This is a genomic window from Janthinobacterium sp. FW305-128 (assembly GCF_020858135.1).
Classification (GTDB): domain Bacteria; phylum Pseudomonadota; class Gammaproteobacteria; order Burkholderiales; family Burkholderiaceae_D; genus Janthinobacterium.
In genome coordinates, this window is sequence record NZ_JACYMK010000010.1 from 194,232 (window position 1) to 214,393 (window position 20,162).

Annotated in this window: 7 protein-coding genes; all 7 read right to left on the reverse strand. The window is 68.8% G+C overall.

From position 1 onward, the window contains the following. Positions 1 to 3: 3 nt before the first annotated feature. On the reverse strand, positions 4 to 1,032 hold the full coding sequence (locus IGS60_RS20970) for an ABC transporter substrate-binding protein (protein WP_230506144.1): 1,029 nt from the start codon (positions 1,030 to 1,032) through the stop codon (positions 4 to 6). After that, on the reverse strand, positions 1,029 to 2,666 hold the full coding sequence (locus tag IGS60_RS20975) for a response regulator (protein ID WP_230506073.1): 1,638 nt from the start codon (positions 2,664 to 2,666) through the stop codon (positions 1,029 to 1,031). The genes IGS60_RS20970 and IGS60_RS20975 overlap by 4 nt, the downstream gene beginning before the upstream one ends. 125 nt (positions 2,667 to 2,791) lie before the next feature. Next, complete coding sequence (paoC, locus tag IGS60_RS20980; RefSeq protein WP_230506074.1) at positions 2,792 to 4,990, reverse strand: aldehyde oxidoreductase molybdenum-binding subunit PaoC; 2,199 nt, start codon at positions 4,988 to 4,990, stop codon at positions 2,792 to 2,794. 4 nt (positions 4,991 to 4,994) lie between these two features. Then, complete coding sequence (locus tag IGS60_RS20985) at positions 4,995 to 5,954, reverse strand: xanthine dehydrogenase family protein subunit M (protein WP_230506075.1); 960 nt, start codon at positions 5,952 to 5,954, stop codon at positions 4,995 to 4,997. Then, positions 5,951 to 6,607, reverse strand: coding sequence for an aldehyde dehydrogenase iron-sulfur subunit PaoA (gene paoA / locus IGS60_RS20990; RefSeq protein ID WP_230506076.1), 657 nt, complete (start codon positions 6,605 to 6,607; stop codon positions 5,951 to 5,953). Before paoA ends, IGS60_RS20985 begins: the two co-directional genes overlap by 4 nt. A gap of 76 nt (positions 6,608 to 6,683) precedes the next feature. Next, complete coding sequence (locus IGS60_RS20995) at positions 6,684 to 7,409, reverse strand: RNA polymerase sigma factor (protein ID WP_070224337.1); 726 nt, start codon at positions 7,407 to 7,409, stop codon at positions 6,684 to 6,686. Then, positions 7,406 to 20,029 carry a filamentous haemagglutinin family protein gene (locus IGS60_RS21000; protein WP_230506077.1) on the reverse strand — a complete coding sequence of 4,208 codons (12,624 nt, stop codon included), beginning with the start codon at positions 20,027 to 20,029 and terminating at the stop codon, positions 7,406 to 7,408. Before IGS60_RS21000 ends, IGS60_RS20995 begins: the two co-directional genes overlap by 4 nt. Positions 20,030 to 20,162 lie beyond the last annotated feature (133 nt).

Below are 20,162 nucleotides of genomic sequence, written 5' to 3' on the forward strand. Positions count from 1 at the left end.
TTCTCAATGGATGACCGTCACGGCCGACGGCGCCACGGCTTCCAGGCCGTCCAGGTAGACGGCATCGAGGAAGTTCGGCATCTCGCCGTTCCCGGCCAGGCGGTTCTTGATGGCCCAGCGCGCCTCGTCTTCCAGCGCCAGCAGCAAGCGCTGGTCGAGCACGATGCCGAACTGATAACCGTGCCAGGCCGCCTGCAGGCGCTGCGCCTCGCTGGCCGACGCCTTGGCAAACAGCGCCCGCGCGGCATCGGGCTCGTCCCGGCAAAAGCGCGCGCCGGCGATCAGTGCGCGCAGCACCTTGCGCATCGTCGCCGGGTGGCTGCGCACATAGCCGCCCGTGCCTGCCACGTTGAACAGGCCCGCATACACGTCTTCGCCATAGAAGATGGCCGCATTGCCGGCAATGGCGTGCGTCATGCCCGTCAGGAACGGTTCCCAGCCTGCCGCCGCATCGACCTCGCCCCGCGCCAGCGCCCCGGCCAGCTGCTCGGGCGCGTAGTTGCGCACGCTGACTTCGGCGGGCAGCAGCTTCTGGCGGTTCAAAAAGGCTTCGAGCGTGAACTGGCCGGATGTGCCCGACGTGACGCCGATGCGCTTGCCCTTCAGGCTCGCGGGCGTGGACACGCCGCGGTCCAGGCGCCCCACGATGCCGTGGTCGCGCTCGGCCTCGAAGATGCTGGCGATGATGACGACGGACTGGTTCTGCAGGCTGGCCAGCACCACGGGAATATCGGACACCGTGCTCAGGTCGGCCTTGCCCTGCAGCACGGCTTCCAGCGAGGCCTTGCCCGACGAATACGGCTGCACCAGCGCGTCGATGCCTTCGCGCGCGAAATCGCCCTGCGCGTGGGCGGCCAGCACGGGGCAGCTGCCCACGTACTCCGCATTCACGGCCAGGCGCAGCACTTCCACGGGGCCGGGCGGCGGCGCGGGACGGGCAGCGAGCCGCCAGACGGCCACGGCGGCCAGCGCCAGCAGCGGCAGTGCGGCCGCCAGCCAGACCGTCCGCCGCGCCGGCGCCGGGCCGTTCATGCGTTGCACTGCGCCGTGGCCGACTCCAGCGCGCTGTTGACGGCCTCGGAAAACGCCGCCACGTCGATCGGCTTGGTCAGATAGCGGAAAAAGCCCGCCGCCAGCCCCTGGCGGATATCGCCGGGTCCGGCCACGGCCGTCAGCGCGATGACGGGGATGTGCGCGGTGCGGGCATCGGCACGCAGCAGCTGCATGACTTGCGTGCCGCTGATGTCGGGCAAGTCACAATCCATCAGTATCAGCTGCGGCAGGTGGCGGCGCGCCATGTCCAGACCCGTCTGCCCGTCGCCGGCAGACAGCAGGTCGAGATCGGGGCGAAAATGCACCAAGCCCGCCACCAGGGTCACGTTCAAGGGATTGTCTTCCACATACAGCAGCGTCTTGCGCTCCGGCAGGGGCATCGATTCAGCGGGCCGGGCAAGGGCCGACAGGCGCGGGCTTTCCTGCAGCGGGTAGCGCGCGGGGCAACTGTCGATATCGAGCCAGAAAGTGCTGCCGCGCCCGGGCGTGCTGGACACGCCTATGGTCGCCTGCATGGCTTCGGCCAGGCGCTTGCTGACCACCAGTCCCAGGCCCGTGCCCTCCTCGTCGCGCCCATCGCGTCCCAGGCGGTTGAAGGGCTGGAACAGCACCTCCAGCTGCGCGGCGCTCAGCCCGCCGCCCGTGTCGCGCACGGACAGGCGCAGCTGCCGTGCATCGACGGGCTGGCAATCGACGTGGATCTCGCCCTGATCGCGGTTGTACTTGACGGCGTTCGACAGCAGGTTGAGCAGCACCTGCTTGAGGCGCGTGCGGTCGGCCAGCACGTGCACGCTGCCCGCTTCGACGAACGTCAAGGTGATGCCGCGCTTGCGCGCCAGCGGCTCCATCATTTGCCAGCATTCGTGGTAAATGCCGGCCAGGCCCACGGACTCCATCGACAGCGCCATATTGCCCGACTCGATTTTGGCGATGTCGAGGATATCGTTGATCAAGGTCAGCAAATGCCGGCCGGCGCCGAAGATGTGCGAGGCAAAGGTTTTCTTTTCCTGCGCCGTCGAGGGGATGGAGTCGGACGTGAGCATCTGCGAAAAGCCGAGGATGGCGTTGAGCGGCGTGCGCAGCTCGTGGCTCATGCTGGCCAGGAAATTGGTCTTTTCCTCGTTCGCCCGCTCGGCCACTTCGCGCGCCAGCCGCAAATCCCGGTTCATGGCGTCGAGTTCGGCCGTGTGCTGGCGCAGCAGCAGTTCCAGGCGCGCATTGGCGATGCGCAGCTGGCGCGTCTCCAGCGCCCGCGCCAGTATCAGCAGGATGCCCGACACCTTGAACGGCTTGACGACGTAATCGAGCGCGCCCGCCTTCATCGCTTGCACGGCCGAGGCGATCGTGCCTTCGCCCGTCATGATGATGCAGGCCAGGTCCGGATCGATCTTGCGCGCCGCTTCCACCACGGCGATGCCGTTCATGCCCGGCATCATCAGGTCGACCAGCAGCAGGTCGAACGATTCGACGGCCAGCAGGGCCAGCGCCGCCTCGCCCGAAGCGAGCCCCGTCGTGTCGTACGCCTGGCCGCGCAAGGTGTCGCACAGGGCGCGCACGTGCGCCAGCTCGTCATCGACGATCAGTATCCGGGGCGGCATTGATGATCTGTTCATGCATTCTCCTGGCGGCATGGCCTTGCGGAGAGGGAACTTGCCCCGCAGCATGCGTTCCGAGCATAGCATCTGGAAATTACCAAAAATACACGCTTTGTCACGCGCGCGCCGGCGCCGGGCAAATGTCAGCTCATGACGGGCAGTCCGCGCAGCAACTTGTCGAGGGTCAGCGGATAGTCGCGCACGCGCACGCCCGTCGCGTTGTAGACGGCGTTGGCGACGGCCGCCGCCACGCCGCAGATGCCCAGCTCGCCCACGCCCTTGGCTTTCATGGGCGAGGACATGGGATCGGTTTCATCAAGGAAGATCACGTCCTGGTGCGGGATGTCGGCGTGCACGGGCACTTCGTAGCCGGCCAGGTCGTGGCTGACGAAGAAGCCGCGGCGCTGGTCGACCACCAGTTCCTCCATCAGGGCCGCGCCCACGCCCATGGTCATGGCGCCGATCACCTGGCTGCGCGCCGCTTTCGGGTTCAGGATGCGGCCGGCCGCGCACACGGCCAGCATGCGGCGCACGCGCACTTCGCCCGTGTCGCTGTCCACGCCCACTTCGACGAAATGCGCGCCGAACGTCGATTGCTGGAATTTTTTATCGAGCTCGCCGTATTCCATATAGTCTTCCGCGACGACGTCGCCATGCAAGGCGGCGGCGGCGAGCGGCACGCTGCGCTCGCCCTGGCTGACTTGGCCATCGGAAAAGCGCGCCTCTTTCTCGTCGAAGCCCAGCTTGCCGGCGATGGCCTGGCGCAGGCGCACGCAGGCCGCGTACACGCCGGCCGTCGAGCTGTTGCCGCCCCACTGCCCGCCCGAACCGGCCGAGACGGGAAAATCCGAGTCGCCCAGACGCACGACGACCCGGTTCAAGGTTACGCCCAGCATTTCCGCCGCCGTCTGCGCGATGATGGTATAGCTGCCCGTGCCGATATCCGTCATGTCGGTCTCGACGGTCACGAGGCCGTTGCCGTCCAGGCGTACCCTGGCGGCGGACTGCATGACGAGGTTGTTGCGGAAAGCGGCCGCCACGCCCATGCCCACGAGCCAGCGGCCGTCGCGCCGCATGCCCGGCTGCGCTGTTCTCTCTTTCCAGCCGAATTCCACGGCGCCCGTGCGCAGGCAGTCGATCAGGCGGCGCTGGGAAAACGGTCTGCCCGGTTTTTCCGGGTCCACCTTGGTGTCGTTCAGGATGCGCAGGACGATGGGGTCCATGTTCAATTTCTCCGCCAGCTCGTCCATGGCGATTTCCAGCGCCATCAGCCCAGGCGCCTCGCCCGGCGCGCGCATGGCGTTGCCTTCTGGCAAGTCGAGCACGGCCAGGCGCATGGCCGTCATGCGGTTCGGCCCCGCGTACAGCAGGCGCGTCTGCATCACGGCCGTTTCCGGCTGACCGCCCTTCAGGTCGCCCGACCACGATTCATGGCCGATGGCCGTGATCTTGCCGTCGCGCGTGGCGCCGAGGCGCAGGCGCTGGATGGTGGCGGGCCGGTGCGTCGTGTTGTTGATCATCATGGGCCGCGTCAGGGCAACCTTGACGGGACGCTGCGCCGCCCGGGCCCCCAGGGCCGCCAGCAGCGCTTCGGCGCGCACGAACAGCTTGCCGCCGAAACCGCCGCCGATATACGGCGAGACGATGCGCAGCTTGTCCTTCGGCATTCCCAGAGTGCGGGCCAAGTCGCCCCGGCCCCAGTCCACCATCTGGTTCGCCGTCCACACCGTCAATTGATCCCCCTCCCAGGCGGCAATCGAGGCGTGCGGCTCCATCATGGCGTGCGACTGGTCAGGCGTCGTGTAGGTAGCGTCCAGGCGCACTGGCGCATGGGCAAAGGCGCCGGCGAAGTTGCCCGTCTTGCTGTCGGGCTTGCCGTCCTTCGGCTTGGCCGCCGTGCCCTTTGCTTTGGCCAAATCGAAGGCGCCCGGCTGCTCGATATACTTGACATCGAGCAACTGCGCGGCCGAACGCGCTTGCTCGAACGTTTCCGCCACCACCAGCGCGATGGCCTGGTGGTAATGCTTGATGTCCGGCCCGCCCAGCAGCTTCGCCGTGTTCATCTTGCCTTTGCCCAGCTTGCCCGCCGATTCCGCCGTCACCACGGCCAGCACGCCGGGCGCGCGGCGCGCGGCGCTGGTGTCGATCGAAGCGATGCGCCCCTTGGCAATCGCCGCGCCGACGACGTGGCCGTAGGCGGCATGCGGCGCGGCCTTGTTCTGCTCATACGCGTACGGCGCCGTACCCGTGGTTTTCAGGGGGCCGTCGATGCGGTCCGTAGGGCGCCCCACGACCTTCAGCTGGTCGATGGGATTGGTGGTCGCAGGTGTCGTGAATTTCATCGCTCTAGCCTTTCTTCGCTGGTGCTTGCGCCAGGACGGACGCCACGGTGCGCTGCGCCAGGATCAGCTTGAAGCCGTTATCGGCCGTCGGCCTGGCGCCGGCCAGCAGGCGTTCGCTCACGGCGGCCGCGCCAGCGGGCATGGCCTGCTCGGCGGCGGCAAGCCGCCACGGCTGCGGCGCGACGCCGCCCAGGGCCAGCCTGCCGGTGCCATCGGGCAAGATGATCGCCGCGACAGACACCAGCGCGAACGCATACGAGGCGCGGTCGCGCACCTTGCGGTAGACGTGCGTGCCGCCGATAGGCCGGGGCAAGGTCACGCTGGTGATCAATTCGCCCGGCTGCAGCACCGTTTCCAGCTGCGGCGTACTGCCCGGCAAGCGGTAAAAGTCGGCGATGGGGATGCTGCGCGTGCTGCCGTCGGCCCGCACCGTGTCGATGCCGGCGTCGAGCACGCGCATGGCGACGGCCATGTCGCTCGGGTGCGTGGCGATGCACGCCTCGCTGCCGCCCAGGATGGCCAGCGGCCGGCTGAAGCCGGCTATGGCCGAGCAGCCGCTGCCCGGCACGCGCTTGTTGCAGGCCTGGTTCGTGTCATAGAAATACGGGCAGCGCGTGCGCTGCAGCAGGTTGCCGGCCGTCGTCGCCTTATTGCGCAATTGCGCCGAGGCCCCGGCCAGCAAGGCACGCGACAGCACGGCATAGTCGCACCGCACCGTGGCGTGCGCGGCCAGGGCCGTGTTGCGCACGAGGGCGCCGATGCGCAAGCCGCCGTCCTTCGTCGTCTCCACCTTGTCCAGCGCGAGGCCATTGACGTCGATCAAATGCGCGGGCGTTTCGATCTCCAGCTTCATCAGATCGAGCAGATTCGTGCCGCCCGCGATGAAACGGGCGCCCGGCGTAGTCAAGGCGGCCGCCGCCGCTTCGGCCGGCGTGGCGGGCTTTTGATAGCTGAACACTCTCATGCCGCCCCCCCCGCCACCTCGGTGATGGCTTCGATGATGTTGGAATAGGCGCCACAGCGGCACAGGTTGCCGCTCATGCGTTCGCGCAATTCTTCGGGCGTCACCGAGGGGGCCGCGTTCAGGTCCGCGCTGACGTGGCTGGGGATGCCCTGGCGGATCTCGCCCAGCGCGGCGACGGCCGAACAGATCTGCCCCGGGGTGCAGTAGCCGCATTGATAACCGTCATGCGCGATGAAGGCGGCCTGCATCGGATGCAGTTTCTCCGGCGTGCCCAGCCCTTCGATGGTGGTGACCCTGGCGCCGTCATGCATCACGGCCAGGGTCAGACAGGCATTGATGCGCTGGCCGTCGAGCATGACGGTGCAGGCGCCGCACTGGCCATGGTCGCAGCCCTTTTTGGTTCCCGTCAGGTGCAAATGTTCGCGCAAGGCGTCGAGCAAGGTGGTGCGCGTGTCGAGTTCCAGGCTGTGGCGCCGGCCGTTGACGTTCAGGCCGACTTTCATCAGGACGGGCGGCGCCTGTCCGGATTGGGCCGCGCCATGGGCCGCTTCGGCTGCCCCCGTCACGCCGGGCACGGCCACCGCCGTGGCCGACAGCGCACCGGCGATCAGCAAGCCGCGCCTGCCGGCATTGATGTGATTACAGTCTGTCATCTCGCGCTTCCTCCTGGCTGTGGACTGGCTGGGTGGGCGCATGCAGGCCCGAAGCAGCAGTCTGACGGCCGGATGCCTAAGCGTCTGTACGCGAACGAACGTTCAGCCTCAAGCTGCGCCGGGTCGTGCCGACGCCGCCCTGCGCCGCGTAGCCCGTGTGGCGGGCGCAATGGTCGAGCGCCTGGCGCAAGGCCGTATCGACGTTGCGCAGCGACATGTCGTGCCGCTCGGCCACTTCCTGGCGGGTCAGCTCATCCACGCGCAGCGCTTCGAGCACCTGCCGGTGGCGCCGCGGCAGCAAGTCGACGGCTTGCGCCAGCCGCCGCACGTCGGCATGCAGCTCGGCCAGGCGCTCCGGTCCCGCCGCCGTATCGGCGAGGAAATCGACGAGGCCGGCGACGCCATCCTCCTCGTCCGCATACAGCCAGGCGCGATTGCGCCGCAGACTGTCCATGGCCGCGTTACACGCCACGCGAAACACATAGGCGACGGGGCTGTGCGCCAGCGCCGCACCGTCCCCGGCCGTCAGCGCGCCCAGGCGCAGCCATGCGTCGTGCAGGCTGTCGCTGGCCAGCTCGGCGCAGCCCAGGTGGCGCGCCAGGCGCCGGTGCAGGGCCGCGTAATTGCTTTCCAACACCGCCTGCAGCCTTGCGCCCTGCCCCGGCGCCGGCGTTGGCACGGGCGCCATATCGTTGGCCGCCTGCATGCGGGGCCGGATGGCAGGCCGGTACCAGGCCATGCCTGCCTGCCGCATGGCACCTGTCATGCGCAAGGGCAAGGCGCCAGCCATGCCGGCCATCATGGCGACAACCTGCTGCGCTCTTGCGCCGTCAGCTGGCGCGTGGCCGATTCCGGCAGCGTGCCCAGACCCAGCACGCGCACGGCGCTGCGCGGGTTGTAGTCGGCCGCCTCGGTGCGTGCGCCATCCTGCGGCGCCGCTTGCGCGCTGTCGGGCGGTGCGTCGTTGCCAAAGCCCAGCACGCGCACCGTGAACACGGACGGCTGCGCGGCACGCGTGGCGGCGCGCTCGCGCTGCACCACGTCCTGCGCGGCGGCCGTGGCCTGCGTGGCGGCCGCGCTGGCGTTCGTCATGGCGGCCACGTTGACGGACGCCACCGTCGGCATGCCCTTCGCTTCGCCCTTGACCTGGATGTTCGCCGCGTTCACTACCGTCAGCGCGGCCAGGTTGACGCTGCCCGAGACGCGGATGCCCGCCTCGCCCGCGTCGATGGTGCCCAGCGGCGCCAGCAAGTCGACGTCGCCGGCCGGCACTTCCGCGATCGGCGCCAGGGTGGCGATGCCGGCGCCCGTGCTCGGCACGTCGGACGACAGGGTCACGTTGCCCCAGTTGTCATACACGCGCTTGGGCGGCGTGTAGACGATGGTCGACTTCGAGCCGCGCCCCGCGTTGATGTCGCCCTCCGACGACCAGCCCAGGATATCGCCGCCAAACGTCGTCATGACGCGGCTCTGGCCCAGCAGGATGCTGCCGTGCGAGAACAACTCGATGTTGCCGCCGCCCTTGGTGATGACGCCCGAGGTCGACGGCGGCGCCTCGCCTTCGATGCCGAACACCTGCTTGCCGCCCGGCGTGAGCAATTGAATGCCGCCGCCGAAGTTGGTGTGCACGTAGCCGCTGCGGGGGAAATAGTCCCAGCGCTGCTCGCCGTCGTTCCGCTTGGCGTAGAGCCCGCGGTACATGACGATGTCGCCCGCATAATCGATGGCCTTGCCGCTGGCGTCCTTGGCCGGCGCCAGGGCCGCGATGGCATTGCGGCTGCGCAGGAAGCTGCCGTAGCGGGCGCTGTCCGCATCGTTGAACTCGCGCCCGCCCGCCTTCAGTTCCGCGAAATACACCTGGCGGGCAAAGACGCGCTGCTGCGGCTCGGGCAAGGCCAGATAAAAGGCCTGCGCCTCGGCAGCCGTGCCCTTGAAGCCGTAGCGTTCATTCAGCCAGGTCGTCAATTCGGTCGCGTACGACTTCACCACCTTGCCGGCCTGCTCGGCCAGCGGCACGCCCGTCTGCGCCACGTTGGCCGGGTCAAGATACGGCTTGACGAAGCGCAGGTAGTCGAGACCGGCCGCGCCCACGCCCGCCTGCATCGCGATGCCGGCGCCCGGGCGTTTATCTCCGGCGACGACGGGACCGAGGCTGACGACGCTGCCCTTGTCCTGCATCAATATATTGCGTCCCGCGCTGATGTCGAGCGTGCCGGGGCCGGCCACGTTGAAGGAGCTGTTCAGGATATCGCGCCCGGCCGAGACCACCGAGACGTCAAACGCATTGTTGTGCACGAACAGGTTGCTGTAATTCCTGAATATCATGCCGCTCGTGTTCTCGCTACCGTCTATACCCTCAAGCAATGCCGTGCCGCTGCTGACGATATCGCGGCCCGCCTTCATCCACACCGGTTGCGCCCCCTCATACCAGGTGGTGCCCGCATGCCTGGCGTCGTAGAACGCGACCATGCGGCCGCTATTGACGCCGATCAAATCGCCCTTCACGGCATAGATGCGGGCCGCTTGCGTGCCGCTGTTGGCGGGCCCGGCGGCGGAATCGGGGCCGAAGGCGAACAGCGGGAAGTTCGAGCGCGTCGCCGGCGCGCCCGTGCTGGAAATGTTGCCCGTCACGGGATTAGCATCGGCCGCATTCGCGCTCCAGCCCACGAAGGCTGGCTTGAACGGCGTCGCCATGCTGTCCGCGCCGGCGCCGGACTGGCTGACGGCATAGCCGCCCGCATAGATGGAATCGCCAGCCAGCCACTCCAGCTGGGCATTCGGCGATGGCGCCAGCACCAGCGGCTCGGCATAGCTGTTGGCGCTATTCCAGCTGGCGGTTGCCTTGCCGTAGTACAAACTGCCATTCGGCGCCGCGACGCGCACGATGGACGGGTAAACGATGGCCAGGTCGGTGGCCGTGCCGACCGGTGCCGTCAACGGCGTCATATTGCCGCCGGCGGAGAACAGGTCGAGCGCCGTGCGCGGCGTCCACAGGCTGAACCAGCTGTAGCCGACGCCCGCCTCGCCCGCGGCGCTGGTGAACGGGGATGCGCTGAGCAAAGGCACGCGGCCGGGGTCGGCCACGTCCTGCAACACCTGGTCGCCCAGGGTCGCCACCGTGAAGGTGGCGTCGCCCGGCACCAGGGTCATGCCGCCCTTCGGCGCGGCGCGCGTCGCGGTGAAGGCATCGTAGGCGCGCGTTTCCAGCGGCACGTGCTGGGTAGGCTGCGAGCCGTATTCCAGCGCCACGCTGCCCAGTTGCGTGGCCGACGTGGCCGCGTGGCCGCGCACATCGACCAGCGCGCCATTCATGTGGTTGAGGCCTGCCGTGCCGGCCGGATTGAGGGCGCCGCCAACGCGCAGATCGAGGTCGCCGCCGCCCGTCAGCAGCAGGCTGCCATCGGCCTGCACGCGGCCCGTGCCGCCCACGGCCAACAGCAGGCCCTGCGAACGGGTATTGATATTGTTGTCAAAACTGCTGCCGGACAGCAGCGCCTGCACGCCCGCGTCGCCGGCCACGTCGGCGCGCACGTTGCCGCCGCCCAGGGTACCGAAGCCCGTAAAGCCCAGCAGCTTGTCGGCGCCCTTGTTGCCGCTGGCATCGCCCACATAGCTGCCGAAGTTGATCCACCACGCCGCCGGCTGCGCCTGGCCACCCGTGGCGACCGCGCCGCTGCCCTGGCGCCACAGCCAGTTGCCGACGGCCGCGCTGTCGTGGCCGCTGTCCGAACCGACGGGACGCAGATTGATCGCGCTGCTGCCCGTCATCAGCGAGCCCGTCAGGTTGCCCGCCACGTTCAGCAGCAGGTTGCCGCCCTGGTCCGGGTACCAGGCGCGGTACACGCTGTCGGCGCCGCCGTCGACCAGGTGTTCGTGCGCACCGTCAGGATTGCTCAGCACCTTCCCGTCGGCATTGCGGCCGCGCGCCTGGTTGTACGGATCGCCGGCCGACGTCGCCACGGACGACATGCCTGCCGTGTACACGCCATACAGGCTGTCCATGCGCAGGTCGCCGCCGCTGACCAGGTCCAGGTCGCCCGTGCCCGTGCGCAGCACGCTGTGGCGCAGGCTCGAGGCCTTGTAGTCGAACGTGGGGTTGGCCGTGCCGCACCAGGTGGGCTTTTCCTCGCAAACCGTCGGCCACTTGAGCGCCACGGGGTCGAGCAGGTCGCCCGCCTTCACGTTGTCATCCGCAAACTCTTCCGCGCCGGCCTTGGTCCACACGTAGGCCACCTTCAGCACGCACAGGGACGGGTCGCTGGCGCAGAGCTCCGCCACAGTCTGGCCGAACTGGCTGGTGAATTCCTCGGTGATGACTTCGCCCGCCACGATGCCTTCGACGCCCAGTTCCGCAGCCGCTTCGCTCCAGTACTGCACGCCCTTCGGCGGCACGAGGATGCCATACATGCCGTAATGGCTGTCGGCCAGGCGCAGGGTGCCGTGGCTTGGGTGCGCCTGTACGCTGCGCGTGTCAGCCGCATCGAGGTCGGCACCGGCCACCAGGCGCATGCCCCACGCTTGCGAGCCTTCGGCCAGCATGGGCGCGATGGCCCACAGCTTGCCCTGGCTGCCCGCCACTTCCGGGCGCAGCTGAATCGACTTCACATCGGGCATCAGCTTGACGTCGGTGCCGGACGGGATCAATGCGCCCACGGCCAGCGCCAGGTTGCCATCAAGTACGAAAACGCTGCGTTCGCCAGCCACGCCCGGCAGCGGCACGCCCTTGGGCCAGCTCATGGCGCGCACCTTGACCGCTTGCGCCAGCACGCTGCCCGCATCGAGGCGCATGCCGGGCGTAAACACTTGTTGCGTCGTCAGCAAGGTGCCGGCCGCGTGGACGATATTGCCGTCGCTGTCGCGCACGGCGGCGGCCAGCACGGTGCCGGCCCGCACCGTCATGGCCTGGTCCAGCACGACGGCCACGGGCAGGCGCGTATTGGCCAGCAGATTGAAACCCTTGACGGGCACGTCGTAATTGAGCGCGATCCCGCCCGGGAACAAGGTGCCGTCGGCCAGGGTCACGCCCTGGCCCGGGACGATGACGTCGCTGCCATTGATGTCGCGCCCCGGCAGCAAGACCCAGCCGCCGTCATCCTTGGTGGCGGGCGGCGGCGCGAAACCGTCGTTGATGCTGCCGTAGATGCTCAAGTCGCCGCCGGCGCGCAGCAGCAGGTTGCCCACCTCGCCCGACCCGCGCACATTTGTTGCCTGAAAGCGCGGATTGAGGCTGGCGTAGCGCATGCCCGACAGATCCAGGTCGCCCTGCACCACCAGGTCGCCGTCCGGCGTCTTGCTGACGATATCGACGCCGGGACGCAGATGCAGCGCATCGGCATACGCGGCCGTGGCCAGGCCCGCCAGCTTGCCGTTGCGCAAGTTCGTGTTGGCCAGCGCCGCATCGATGAAAGCCGTGCTGTCCGCATGCTTGCTGTCGAGATATGCCTGGTTGATCACTTGGTAGGGGCGGCCGCTGGCCGACAGGTCCGCGGCGTAGGCCGCATCGTCGTAGCGCTGCATGGCGTTGACGGCGATCGATTTCGCGCCGCGTATCGTCAAACCGCCGCCGGCCGCAATGGCGATGTCGCCGAAGGTGGCCGCGTCCGCATCCGTGCGGGAACCGCCGCTGCCCAGGCGCGGCGCGCTCAGTTCCACCGTGCCGCGCGCGGCGCCGTCGTATTCGCCCTTGCCCTTGCCGGCCACGGCTGCCGTGGCATGGCGCACGTCGATCTGCGCGCCGCCGGCCAGGCTCAATACGCCTTCGCCCGCGTTCAGTTCGACCATGGCCCGGTTCGGGCTGTCGATGATCTTGCCGTAGCTGTCAACGCGCAACAGCGTGCCATGCGCGTCGAGCACGGCGTTGCCGGCCAGGGTGAGACCATGCTTGCCGGCCAGGCGGATGCTGCCCACGCGCTCGCCGCTGGCGTCGATCGTGCCGGCCACCGTCAGGCGGCCGTTGTCGAGCGATACCTGCACTTCGCCCGCCTTGAGTTCATTGCCGATGGTCAAGTCGCCCTGCTTCAGCTGGAAGCTGCGTGCACCCGTCACGCCGCCTTCGTTCAGGCGCGTGTTCAGCGATGCGAACTGGCTGTCCGGCGCGCCGCCTGCGCCCAGGGTTTGCGCGCGCACGTCCACGCTGCCCTTCTTGTACGGGACCATGGCGCCGCCCGCGTCGTAGCTGCCGCTGGCGCCGCCCAGTATCTTGCCCTGCAAATCCACCATGCCGGCCGCGCCATCGAGGGCCACGGCCTTCAGGCTGCCGGCGCGGTTGTTCTCGGCCGACAGGTCGATCACGCTGCCCGCGCCCTGGCCGATATCGCCGGCGCGGCTGTCCAGGATCACGTCACCGCCCCAGCTGTATTTGTCCACGTCGAAGAAGGTGCTCTTGCGACCCGCCATGTCGATGCGCGCGCCGTCGGCCACGGCGATGTCGTGCTGCGCGTTGATGGTCAGCTTGCCGCTCGGCAGCACCACGGCCGTCGCCACGCTCACGCTGTCGCCGTTCAGCGCCAGCTGCGCGCCCAGCGCAGCGTTATTCTTGACGGGAGCCGCTGGCGCCGTACCGGCCGGCGCCGCTACCTTCAGCGCGCCGCCCGACGTGTAGCTGTGCGCGGAACCCGCCTCGCCCGTCAGCAGCGGCGTGCTGATATTGAGGTTGCCGCCGCTGTACTGGAAACCCTTGCCCGTTTCATATGCGCCCTGCGCCTGGTAGACGGACAGGCTGCCCTTGTGGTTGGCCGTCACCTGGCCCGACGCCTTCAGGTTGACGTTGGCAAAACCCAGCGCCAGCCGGTCGAACGAGGCGACGCCGGCCGGCTGCGTGAACGGGCCGAAGCCGAAATCGATGCGTTCCGCTTCCAGGTTCAGGGTGCCGCTGCCCGTGCCGGCGCCATGCGTGATGACATTGCCGGCCGGCGACAGGGCACCGCCCCAGATCAGGTTGGCAGTGCGGATGGTCGCCACGGTGTCGGCGCCGCCCTGGCCATACATGGCCGGCGTGGTCAGCACCAGGCGGTCCAAGGTGGATTTGCCCGTGCCCTTGTCGTAGGTGTCGAGCACCACGTCGCCATAGAAATTGACGCTGTCGGCCGCGTTCAGCATCAGCGCCTGCAGGGCTGGCGCGCCGGTGCTGGTGTCGCCGCGCAGCAGGCGGTCCAGCACGCCCTGGTTCATGGCCAGGCCGCTCGAGCGCGTGCCGTTGGCCTGGGCCGCCGCCAGCGCCTCGCTGCTGCCCATGTTGATGGCGCCCACGGCCAGGCTCAGGTTGCGCGTGCCGTAGCGGGCCGTGTCGTCCAGTGCGAAATTGCCGTTCGTCGACAACAGCAAGGTGCCTTCCGAGTACAGGCTCGCTGTTCCTTTGTCGGTGCAGGTGTCGCCGCACACGCCGATGCGGATGCCGCCGCGCGCCGTGCCGCTGACGGGTGCCACGTTGAGCAAGCCGTTCGAGGCGGCCAGCATGTGCACGTCCGCGCGCCCCTTTTGATAGATGAAGCCGTCGTTGGCGTCGTACGCGGCCTTGCCGCGCCCCACAGTGCTGATGCCGGCGCCGGGCGCGATATCGATCAAGCCGTCGCCCAGCTGGTCATTGCCCGGGTCCTGGGCGACGAGGAACACTTCCGGCGCCGACAGGATGGCGCCTGCGCGCAGGTAGATGGCACGCGCCGAGTTGAAACCGAAGTTCACGTAGTTGCCGCCCTGGCCATATTCCACGGACGGTGCATTGCCCACCACAATACGGGCCGCGCCGATATTGTTCAGGCTTGAAGCACGCACGCTGAGCTGCCCGGCGACGCTGGTGGCCGGCGCGCCGTCGGCGAGGATTTCAATGTCGCCGTCGGTGACATTGCTCGACGCCAGCACCACGGTGCCGCCGTAGCCGCCCTCGGCCGTGGAGAATTTGCCCGTGCCCTTGAACTGGAACGTGTCCGGGCCGCCGCCTTGCGCCAGGGTCAGCTTGAGCGTTTTCGCGTCGGCAGGCAGCAGTGCGCGGGGAATGCCGCGCGTTTTCGCATCGGCCAGCGCGAACGCCGCATAGCCGGTTTCGTTGTATTGCGAATACGTGCGCAAGACCTTGGCCGGCGTGAGTATCAGCTGGCTGGCCAGCGGCGCGCGGATGTCCGTGCCGGCGATCGACAGGGTGCCGGGCGCGGCCCAGGAACCGTTGCGCAGCGGCTGCGCCAGCGAGCCGGCGCTGCCTTGCCCCGCCAGGCCGTTCAGTTCCACGCGGAAGGCGCCCGGCAGCAAGGCATAGGTCGACGGCATCAGGGTGTAGGTGCCGGCGGGCAGACCCGGCACGCCGCTGCCTATCGTCACCTGCCGGCCGATGGCCGCATCGGAGGCGCCCTTGTCGCCGCCCGACGGCGCCTGCGGCGCTTGCGCGCCCGGCACGATGGCGTACACGGGGTTGGTTGCCAGGCCCGGCAGGATGAAGCCGCCATTCGCGCCTACCTGCACCAGCGGATGGGTGCGCGCGTCGGTGGAGCCGCCGCGCCCGGAAATGAAACCTGCACCCGTCAGTTCGCCGCCGCCCGACAGGTCGAGCAGCGCGCCCGGCCGCACGTCCACGGCCACGCCGGCGATGTCCACGCCGATGCGCAGGCCGCCCTGCACATTGATGCCGCCCACGCCCATCAGGGTGACCGGCTTGCCGTTGACGTTCCAGGTCTGGCCATCGACGGTGCCGCCATACGGCATGACCAGGCCGGCGCCGCTGACGGAGGTGATACTACCTGGCAACAAGTTAACGGTCAGGCTCCTGTCGTTCTCATAGCCGGCCGCGCCGATGGCCAGGCGCCCCAGCGGCGCGCGCACGACGCCGCCCTGCTCGATGTGCGCGGCGGCCAGTTCCAGCGAGCCGAAAGCGGAATACGGCATGAGCGGCACGTCAGCCGTGCTGCGGGCGATGTTCAGGCTGTGGGCCGGATCGTAGCCAATCTTGCCGTTGACGATACCATAGCCGGCCCGCACGGCGGCGCCGGCGCCCGTTTCCGGGTACAGCTGGGCCGCGCTGAGGGTCATGTCGCCCGGCGTGGACAGCACCGTCGTCGGCTGGTTGCCGTCCCAGCCCAGCGGCGACAGCAGAAAGCGCACGTCGCCGCGGCTCGTCAGGCGCACGTCGTCCGCCCGAATGTCGACCAGGCCGCGCACGTCGATCAGGTCGCCAGCTATGCTGACCTGGCCGGCCATCGGCGCCTGGCCCGCCGTACCCGGCGTGACATAGAAATCGCGTCCCGCCGGCTTGACGCTAGCCAGGCGCACGTACGGTGCCGCGATGCCGACCTTCGCGCCGGGCTTGCTGCCTGGCGCCAGCACGGGCGCGCCATACAACTGGAAGCTTTGCTGCAGCGTCAGCGACACGTCGCCATCGAAGGAGGCGGCGCCCAGCAGGGCCAGGTTGCCGAAGCCGCCCGCCTCCACTTGCTCGACCGAGTAACGGCCATGGCCGTACTGGAGCGCCTGCTGGCCGTCCTGCGCACCGATGCCTGCGACCAGGTCGCTGGCAAGCTGGCGCTGCGAGAGGATCAGCTGGCGCCCCTGCAGCACCTTGTCCGTCGCCAGCGTTTTCAGGTAGACCGGGGTGCCCGTGGCCACGGACAGGCTGCCGCCCGCCGCGCCCGCACCGCCCGCCTTGGCCAGCAGCTGGCCATCGAGGTACAAGCCGTTGTTCGACGCCAGCGCGATGCTGCCGCCCGCGCTGGCCACGTCGACAGCCGCGCCATTGACGTCCAGCACCGCATGCGCGCCGGACGCGTCGAGCACGGCGCCGTCGCGCACGACGACGAACAGGCTGGCCGCCGACGTGCTGCCCTGCGCGTGGTCGATTTCGCCGCCGACGACGATGCTGCCGCCGTCCGCCACCTTGCCGTAGCGCCGGCCCTGTGCATCGGTGGCCGTGACGGCGCGCGACGCGACGTCGAGCACAGCGTTCTCGCCGATCCACAGGGAACGGCCATGGCCGGCCGCTTCCACCGCTTCGGACACGTTCACGTCCACGCCCACGCCGCCCAGGCTGATCTTGCCGCCCCACGCGTTCAGGCGCCCGTCCACCGTCAGCTGGCCCACGCTGGCCAGCTTGATGGACTGGCCCGCATCGACGCTCACCACGGCGCCCTTGCCTATCAGCAATTCAGCGCTGGCCATGTCAGCCGCGCCGGACAGGATATCGCCCACCTGCAGGGCCAGGCTGGCGCCCTTGCGCTGGGTCAAGGTGCCCTTGAGCGGGTTTTCCGTGACCTGTTCCGGCGTCCACAGGGCCAGTTTTTCATTGTCCACTACGCGCAGCACGGGCATGCGCACGTCCACCTGCGTGCCGTCCGCGACCGTCAAGCCCTGCTTGCCGAGCAGGCTGTAGCTGGAAAAGCCCTGCTCAAAAAAGTCGCCGCCCAAGTGCAGGGTGCCGGCCTCGGTTTTTTCAGTTTTGCCGATCAAAATCTTGTTTGCCTGTAATTCCAGCTTGCCGCCGCCGGCAACGCCATGGCCGCGCACTTGCGCGCCTTCGCCCAGCACCAGGTCCGATGTCGTTCCGTAGCTGGCCAGGCTCACGTTGCCGCCCTTGCCACCCTGCTGTTTCGCCTGCGACAGGATGGCCGCGCCAGAGCCGGCGTCGATCAGGCTGCCGCTGCCGATGCGCACGTCGCCGTTCGCCCGCAGCGACACACTGCCGCCATTGATATACGGCAGGCCGGCGGCGGCCAGCGGGTCGCGCAACACATTGCTGAGCAGGCCGCTGGTGTCGAGCGTGACGCCGTCGGCCAGCACCAGTTGGCCCGCTGGCCCGCCCGGGTTGACGACCGTGTCCAACATGCCCAGCGCGCCGAGCTGGTTCAGCACATTGCCGGCCGCAATGCTGCCGCCATGGCTGCGCAGGCAGGCGTTGATGGCCACGTCCTTGCCGAACAGGGTGATGTTGCCGCCGTCGGCCACCTGCAGCGCGCTGTCGACGGTGATCGCGCCTTTCGCGGCGAGGCGGATGGCGCCCAGTTGCTGGCTGTTGAGCAAGTTGGTATCGAGCAGCAGCTTGCCTTGGCGCTCTGACGCGAGCACGTCGGCCACGTCGAGGCCGGCGGCGATGCCGTCCTGCACGCGCGTCAGGCGCACCTCGTCCATGACGGCCGACAGCGCATGCTGCAGCACGCCCGTGCGCTTGTCGAACATCGGCTGGTACTGGCCGACGATCAGCTGCCCCCGCTGCGCGGCGGCGAACTGCGACTGCTGGTAGCCGTCGAGCAGCGCCTGCGGCGCCTGGGTCTGGCGCTCGCCCTGGAAGACCTCGCCCGCGATGCCCCCTTCCAGCACGGCCGAACCGGTGGCGACCACCAGCTTGCCGGCGTCGCGGCCCACCGTGTAGCCGTTTTCCAGGCGCTGTTGCGCGGCGATCAATGGATTGGCGTAGAACGCGCTGGCATCCTTGCCCCAGCGCGCATGTTCTTCCTCATAACCCTTGTATACGCCCGCGTACGGCAAGTCGGCCGGCGCGCCGCCCGCCTCATGCAACTTGCCGTCCAGGCCTTTGAGCCAGGTCTGGCGCACCGCGCCCGTCTGCACGTCCAGGGTGCCGCCCGACAGGTTGATGGCGGAGCCAAGCTGCGTGACGACATCCTTGCCGCCGAAGCTGACGGTGCCGCCCTGCGCCATCCACTCGCTGACGGAATGGCCCTGCGTGCCCAGGTAGCCGGCCACTTCCAGCAAGCCGCCGGCCGTGTACCAGCGGTCGCTGTCGTAGCCGTTCGTGCCTTTCGGTACGAACACCAGCTTGCGGCGGTCGACCCAGATACTGCTGTTGAGCAAGGCCTTGCCGTCGCGGTTGACGGGCGCGTCGCGCTGCTCGTTGCCCTGCACGTTGATCTCGACATTGTTCGCCTCCATGGCCACCTTCACGCCCACGGCGCCGGAGACGTCGAGCTGGGCGCCGTCGCGCAGCAGGCTGCGGCTGGCCGCGTTGACGGCGATCTGGCCGCCCGTGGCCAGGGTCAGCGAGTCGCCGAGGAATTCCACCGTGCCGGCGCTGCCGATCTCGATGCGCGACTGGTCGCGGCGGTCGCTGACGGCAACGATGTTTTCCGTGGACGTCGCGGCCGGGCCGCGCATGGCGTCGCGCTGGCTGTCGAGCGCCGTCGTCTTGCCGTCGTCCTCGATGACGATGGCCGTGGTGGCGCCCCGTCCCACGGTGACGGCCGCTTCGCTGCCCAGCGCGTTGAGGTGCACGGTGCCGCGCGTGGCGGCCGTGGTGGAGGCGAGCACGACGCCTTCCTGGCGCACGTCGCGCCCCGCCAGCGTGACGTCGCCTTCGCGCGCCTGGATCAGGCCCGTGTTGACGACCTTGCCCGCCGTACTGCCGGCCGCGAACTGCGGCGTGACTTCGCTGCCGCGCGTGGTCGACAGCGGATTGCCATCCGTGCCCACGCCTTTTTTAATGGTAAAACTGTCGCCGGCGGCCAGCAGGGCCTGGCCCTTGGGCGTGGCGATCTCGCCCGACTGGTGCACTTCCTTGCCCAGCAGCATCACGTAACCGCCGCCTTCCGTGCTGCCCTTGGGCGCATTGCTGGCCAGGCGCGCGCCCGCCTGTACCTGTACCTTGCCGGCCGCATCGGTCAACGTCGCGGCACCGGCCGTGCCGGCGCTGTAGATGCCGTTTTTCTGGAATTGCGTATCGCTGATGCGGGCTGCGGCCGCCACCAGGCTGCGCGTGTCGACCTGGCTCGTGCCGGTAAACACGATGCCGTTGCGGTTGACGAGCAGCACCGTGCCGTCGGCCTTGATCTGCCCCTGGATCTGGCTGGGACGCGCTTGCGGATCGTTGACCCGGTTCAGCACGGCCCAGTCCTTCTGCTGCTGGAACGTCAATGTCGTGTCCTTGCCCACATTAAATGTTTCCCAGTTCAGGATGGCCTTGTCCGCCGTCTGCTGCACCACCACGGCCGTCTTGCCGTTCGCCACCGTCTGCACGGGCGCCTGGGCATGGAGCCAGCCGGCCGTCAGGCTGTTGGTGTCGACCTGCAAGCCGCCCTGCGCCAGGCCGTTCGGCGCGCTGGCGCCGCCGGCGGCACTCTGGCGCGCCTGCGCCTGGGCCGCTTGCTGCGCGGCGATGGCGCGCGCGGCCAGGTTCAGGTTGTTGAGCGAGCGTTGCAACTGCTGATTGGCCTGCTGTTGCTGGCCCTCGGGCCGGCTGCCCAGGGGCAGCGGCTGGCCATTCGGCAATCGGCCCGAGGTGGCAGCCGTATTCTGCGCCGCCCCCTTGGCCGCGAACCAGCCGCCGCTGAACGCCTGCTGCGCCCGCGCCGGCGTGCTGAAGGCGCCCGCCATCAGCATGGTGGTCAGTGCGTAAGCAAGCGGCGTGAGCCGCAGGCGGCTGCCCAGCGTGGAAGTACGCTGCGCGCCCGTGTCAACGGTTGGGACTGGGCGCTGGGCAGTGTGAAGCTTGGTCATGGCAATGGTTTCCTGGCTAGTGGGATGGGAACGGAGCCTGGCGTTAGCGCAAGCGTCCATGCCTCCATGACGTAGCTGGGCGGCGGAAGGGATAATGTTTTTTGAAAAATATTTTGATACGCGTGCCGCCGGG

What these genes read in the sequence shown, in the direction of transcription:
- paoC (WP_230506074.1), bottom strand. Translation starts at nt 4,990, where the DNA reads ATGAAATTCACGACACCTGCGACCACCAATCCCATCGACCAGCTGAAG.
- paoA (WP_230506076.1), bottom strand. Translation starts at nt 6,607, where the DNA reads ATGACAGACTGTAATCACATCAATGCCGGCAGGCGCGGCTTGCTGATC.
- IGS60_RS20985 (WP_230506075.1), bottom strand. Translation starts at nt 5,954, where the DNA reads ATGAGAGTGTTCAGCTATCAAAAGCCCGCCACGCCGGCCGAAGCGGCG.
- IGS60_RS20970 (WP_230506144.1), bottom strand. Translation starts at nt 1,032, where the DNA reads ATGAACGGCCCGGCGCCGGCGCGGCGGACGGTCTGGCTGGCGGCCGCA.
- IGS60_RS20975 (WP_230506073.1), bottom strand. Translation starts at nt 2,666, where the DNA reads ATGAACAGATCATCAATGCCGCCCCGGATACTGATCGTCGATGACGAG.
- IGS60_RS21000 (WP_230506077.1), bottom strand. Translation starts at nt 20,029, where the DNA reads ATGACCAAGCTTCACACTGCCCAGCGCCCAGTCCCAACCGTTGACACG.
- IGS60_RS20995 (WP_070224337.1), bottom strand. Translation starts at nt 7,409, where the DNA reads ATGATGGCCGGCATGGCTGGCGCCTTGCCCTTGCGCATGACAGGTGCC.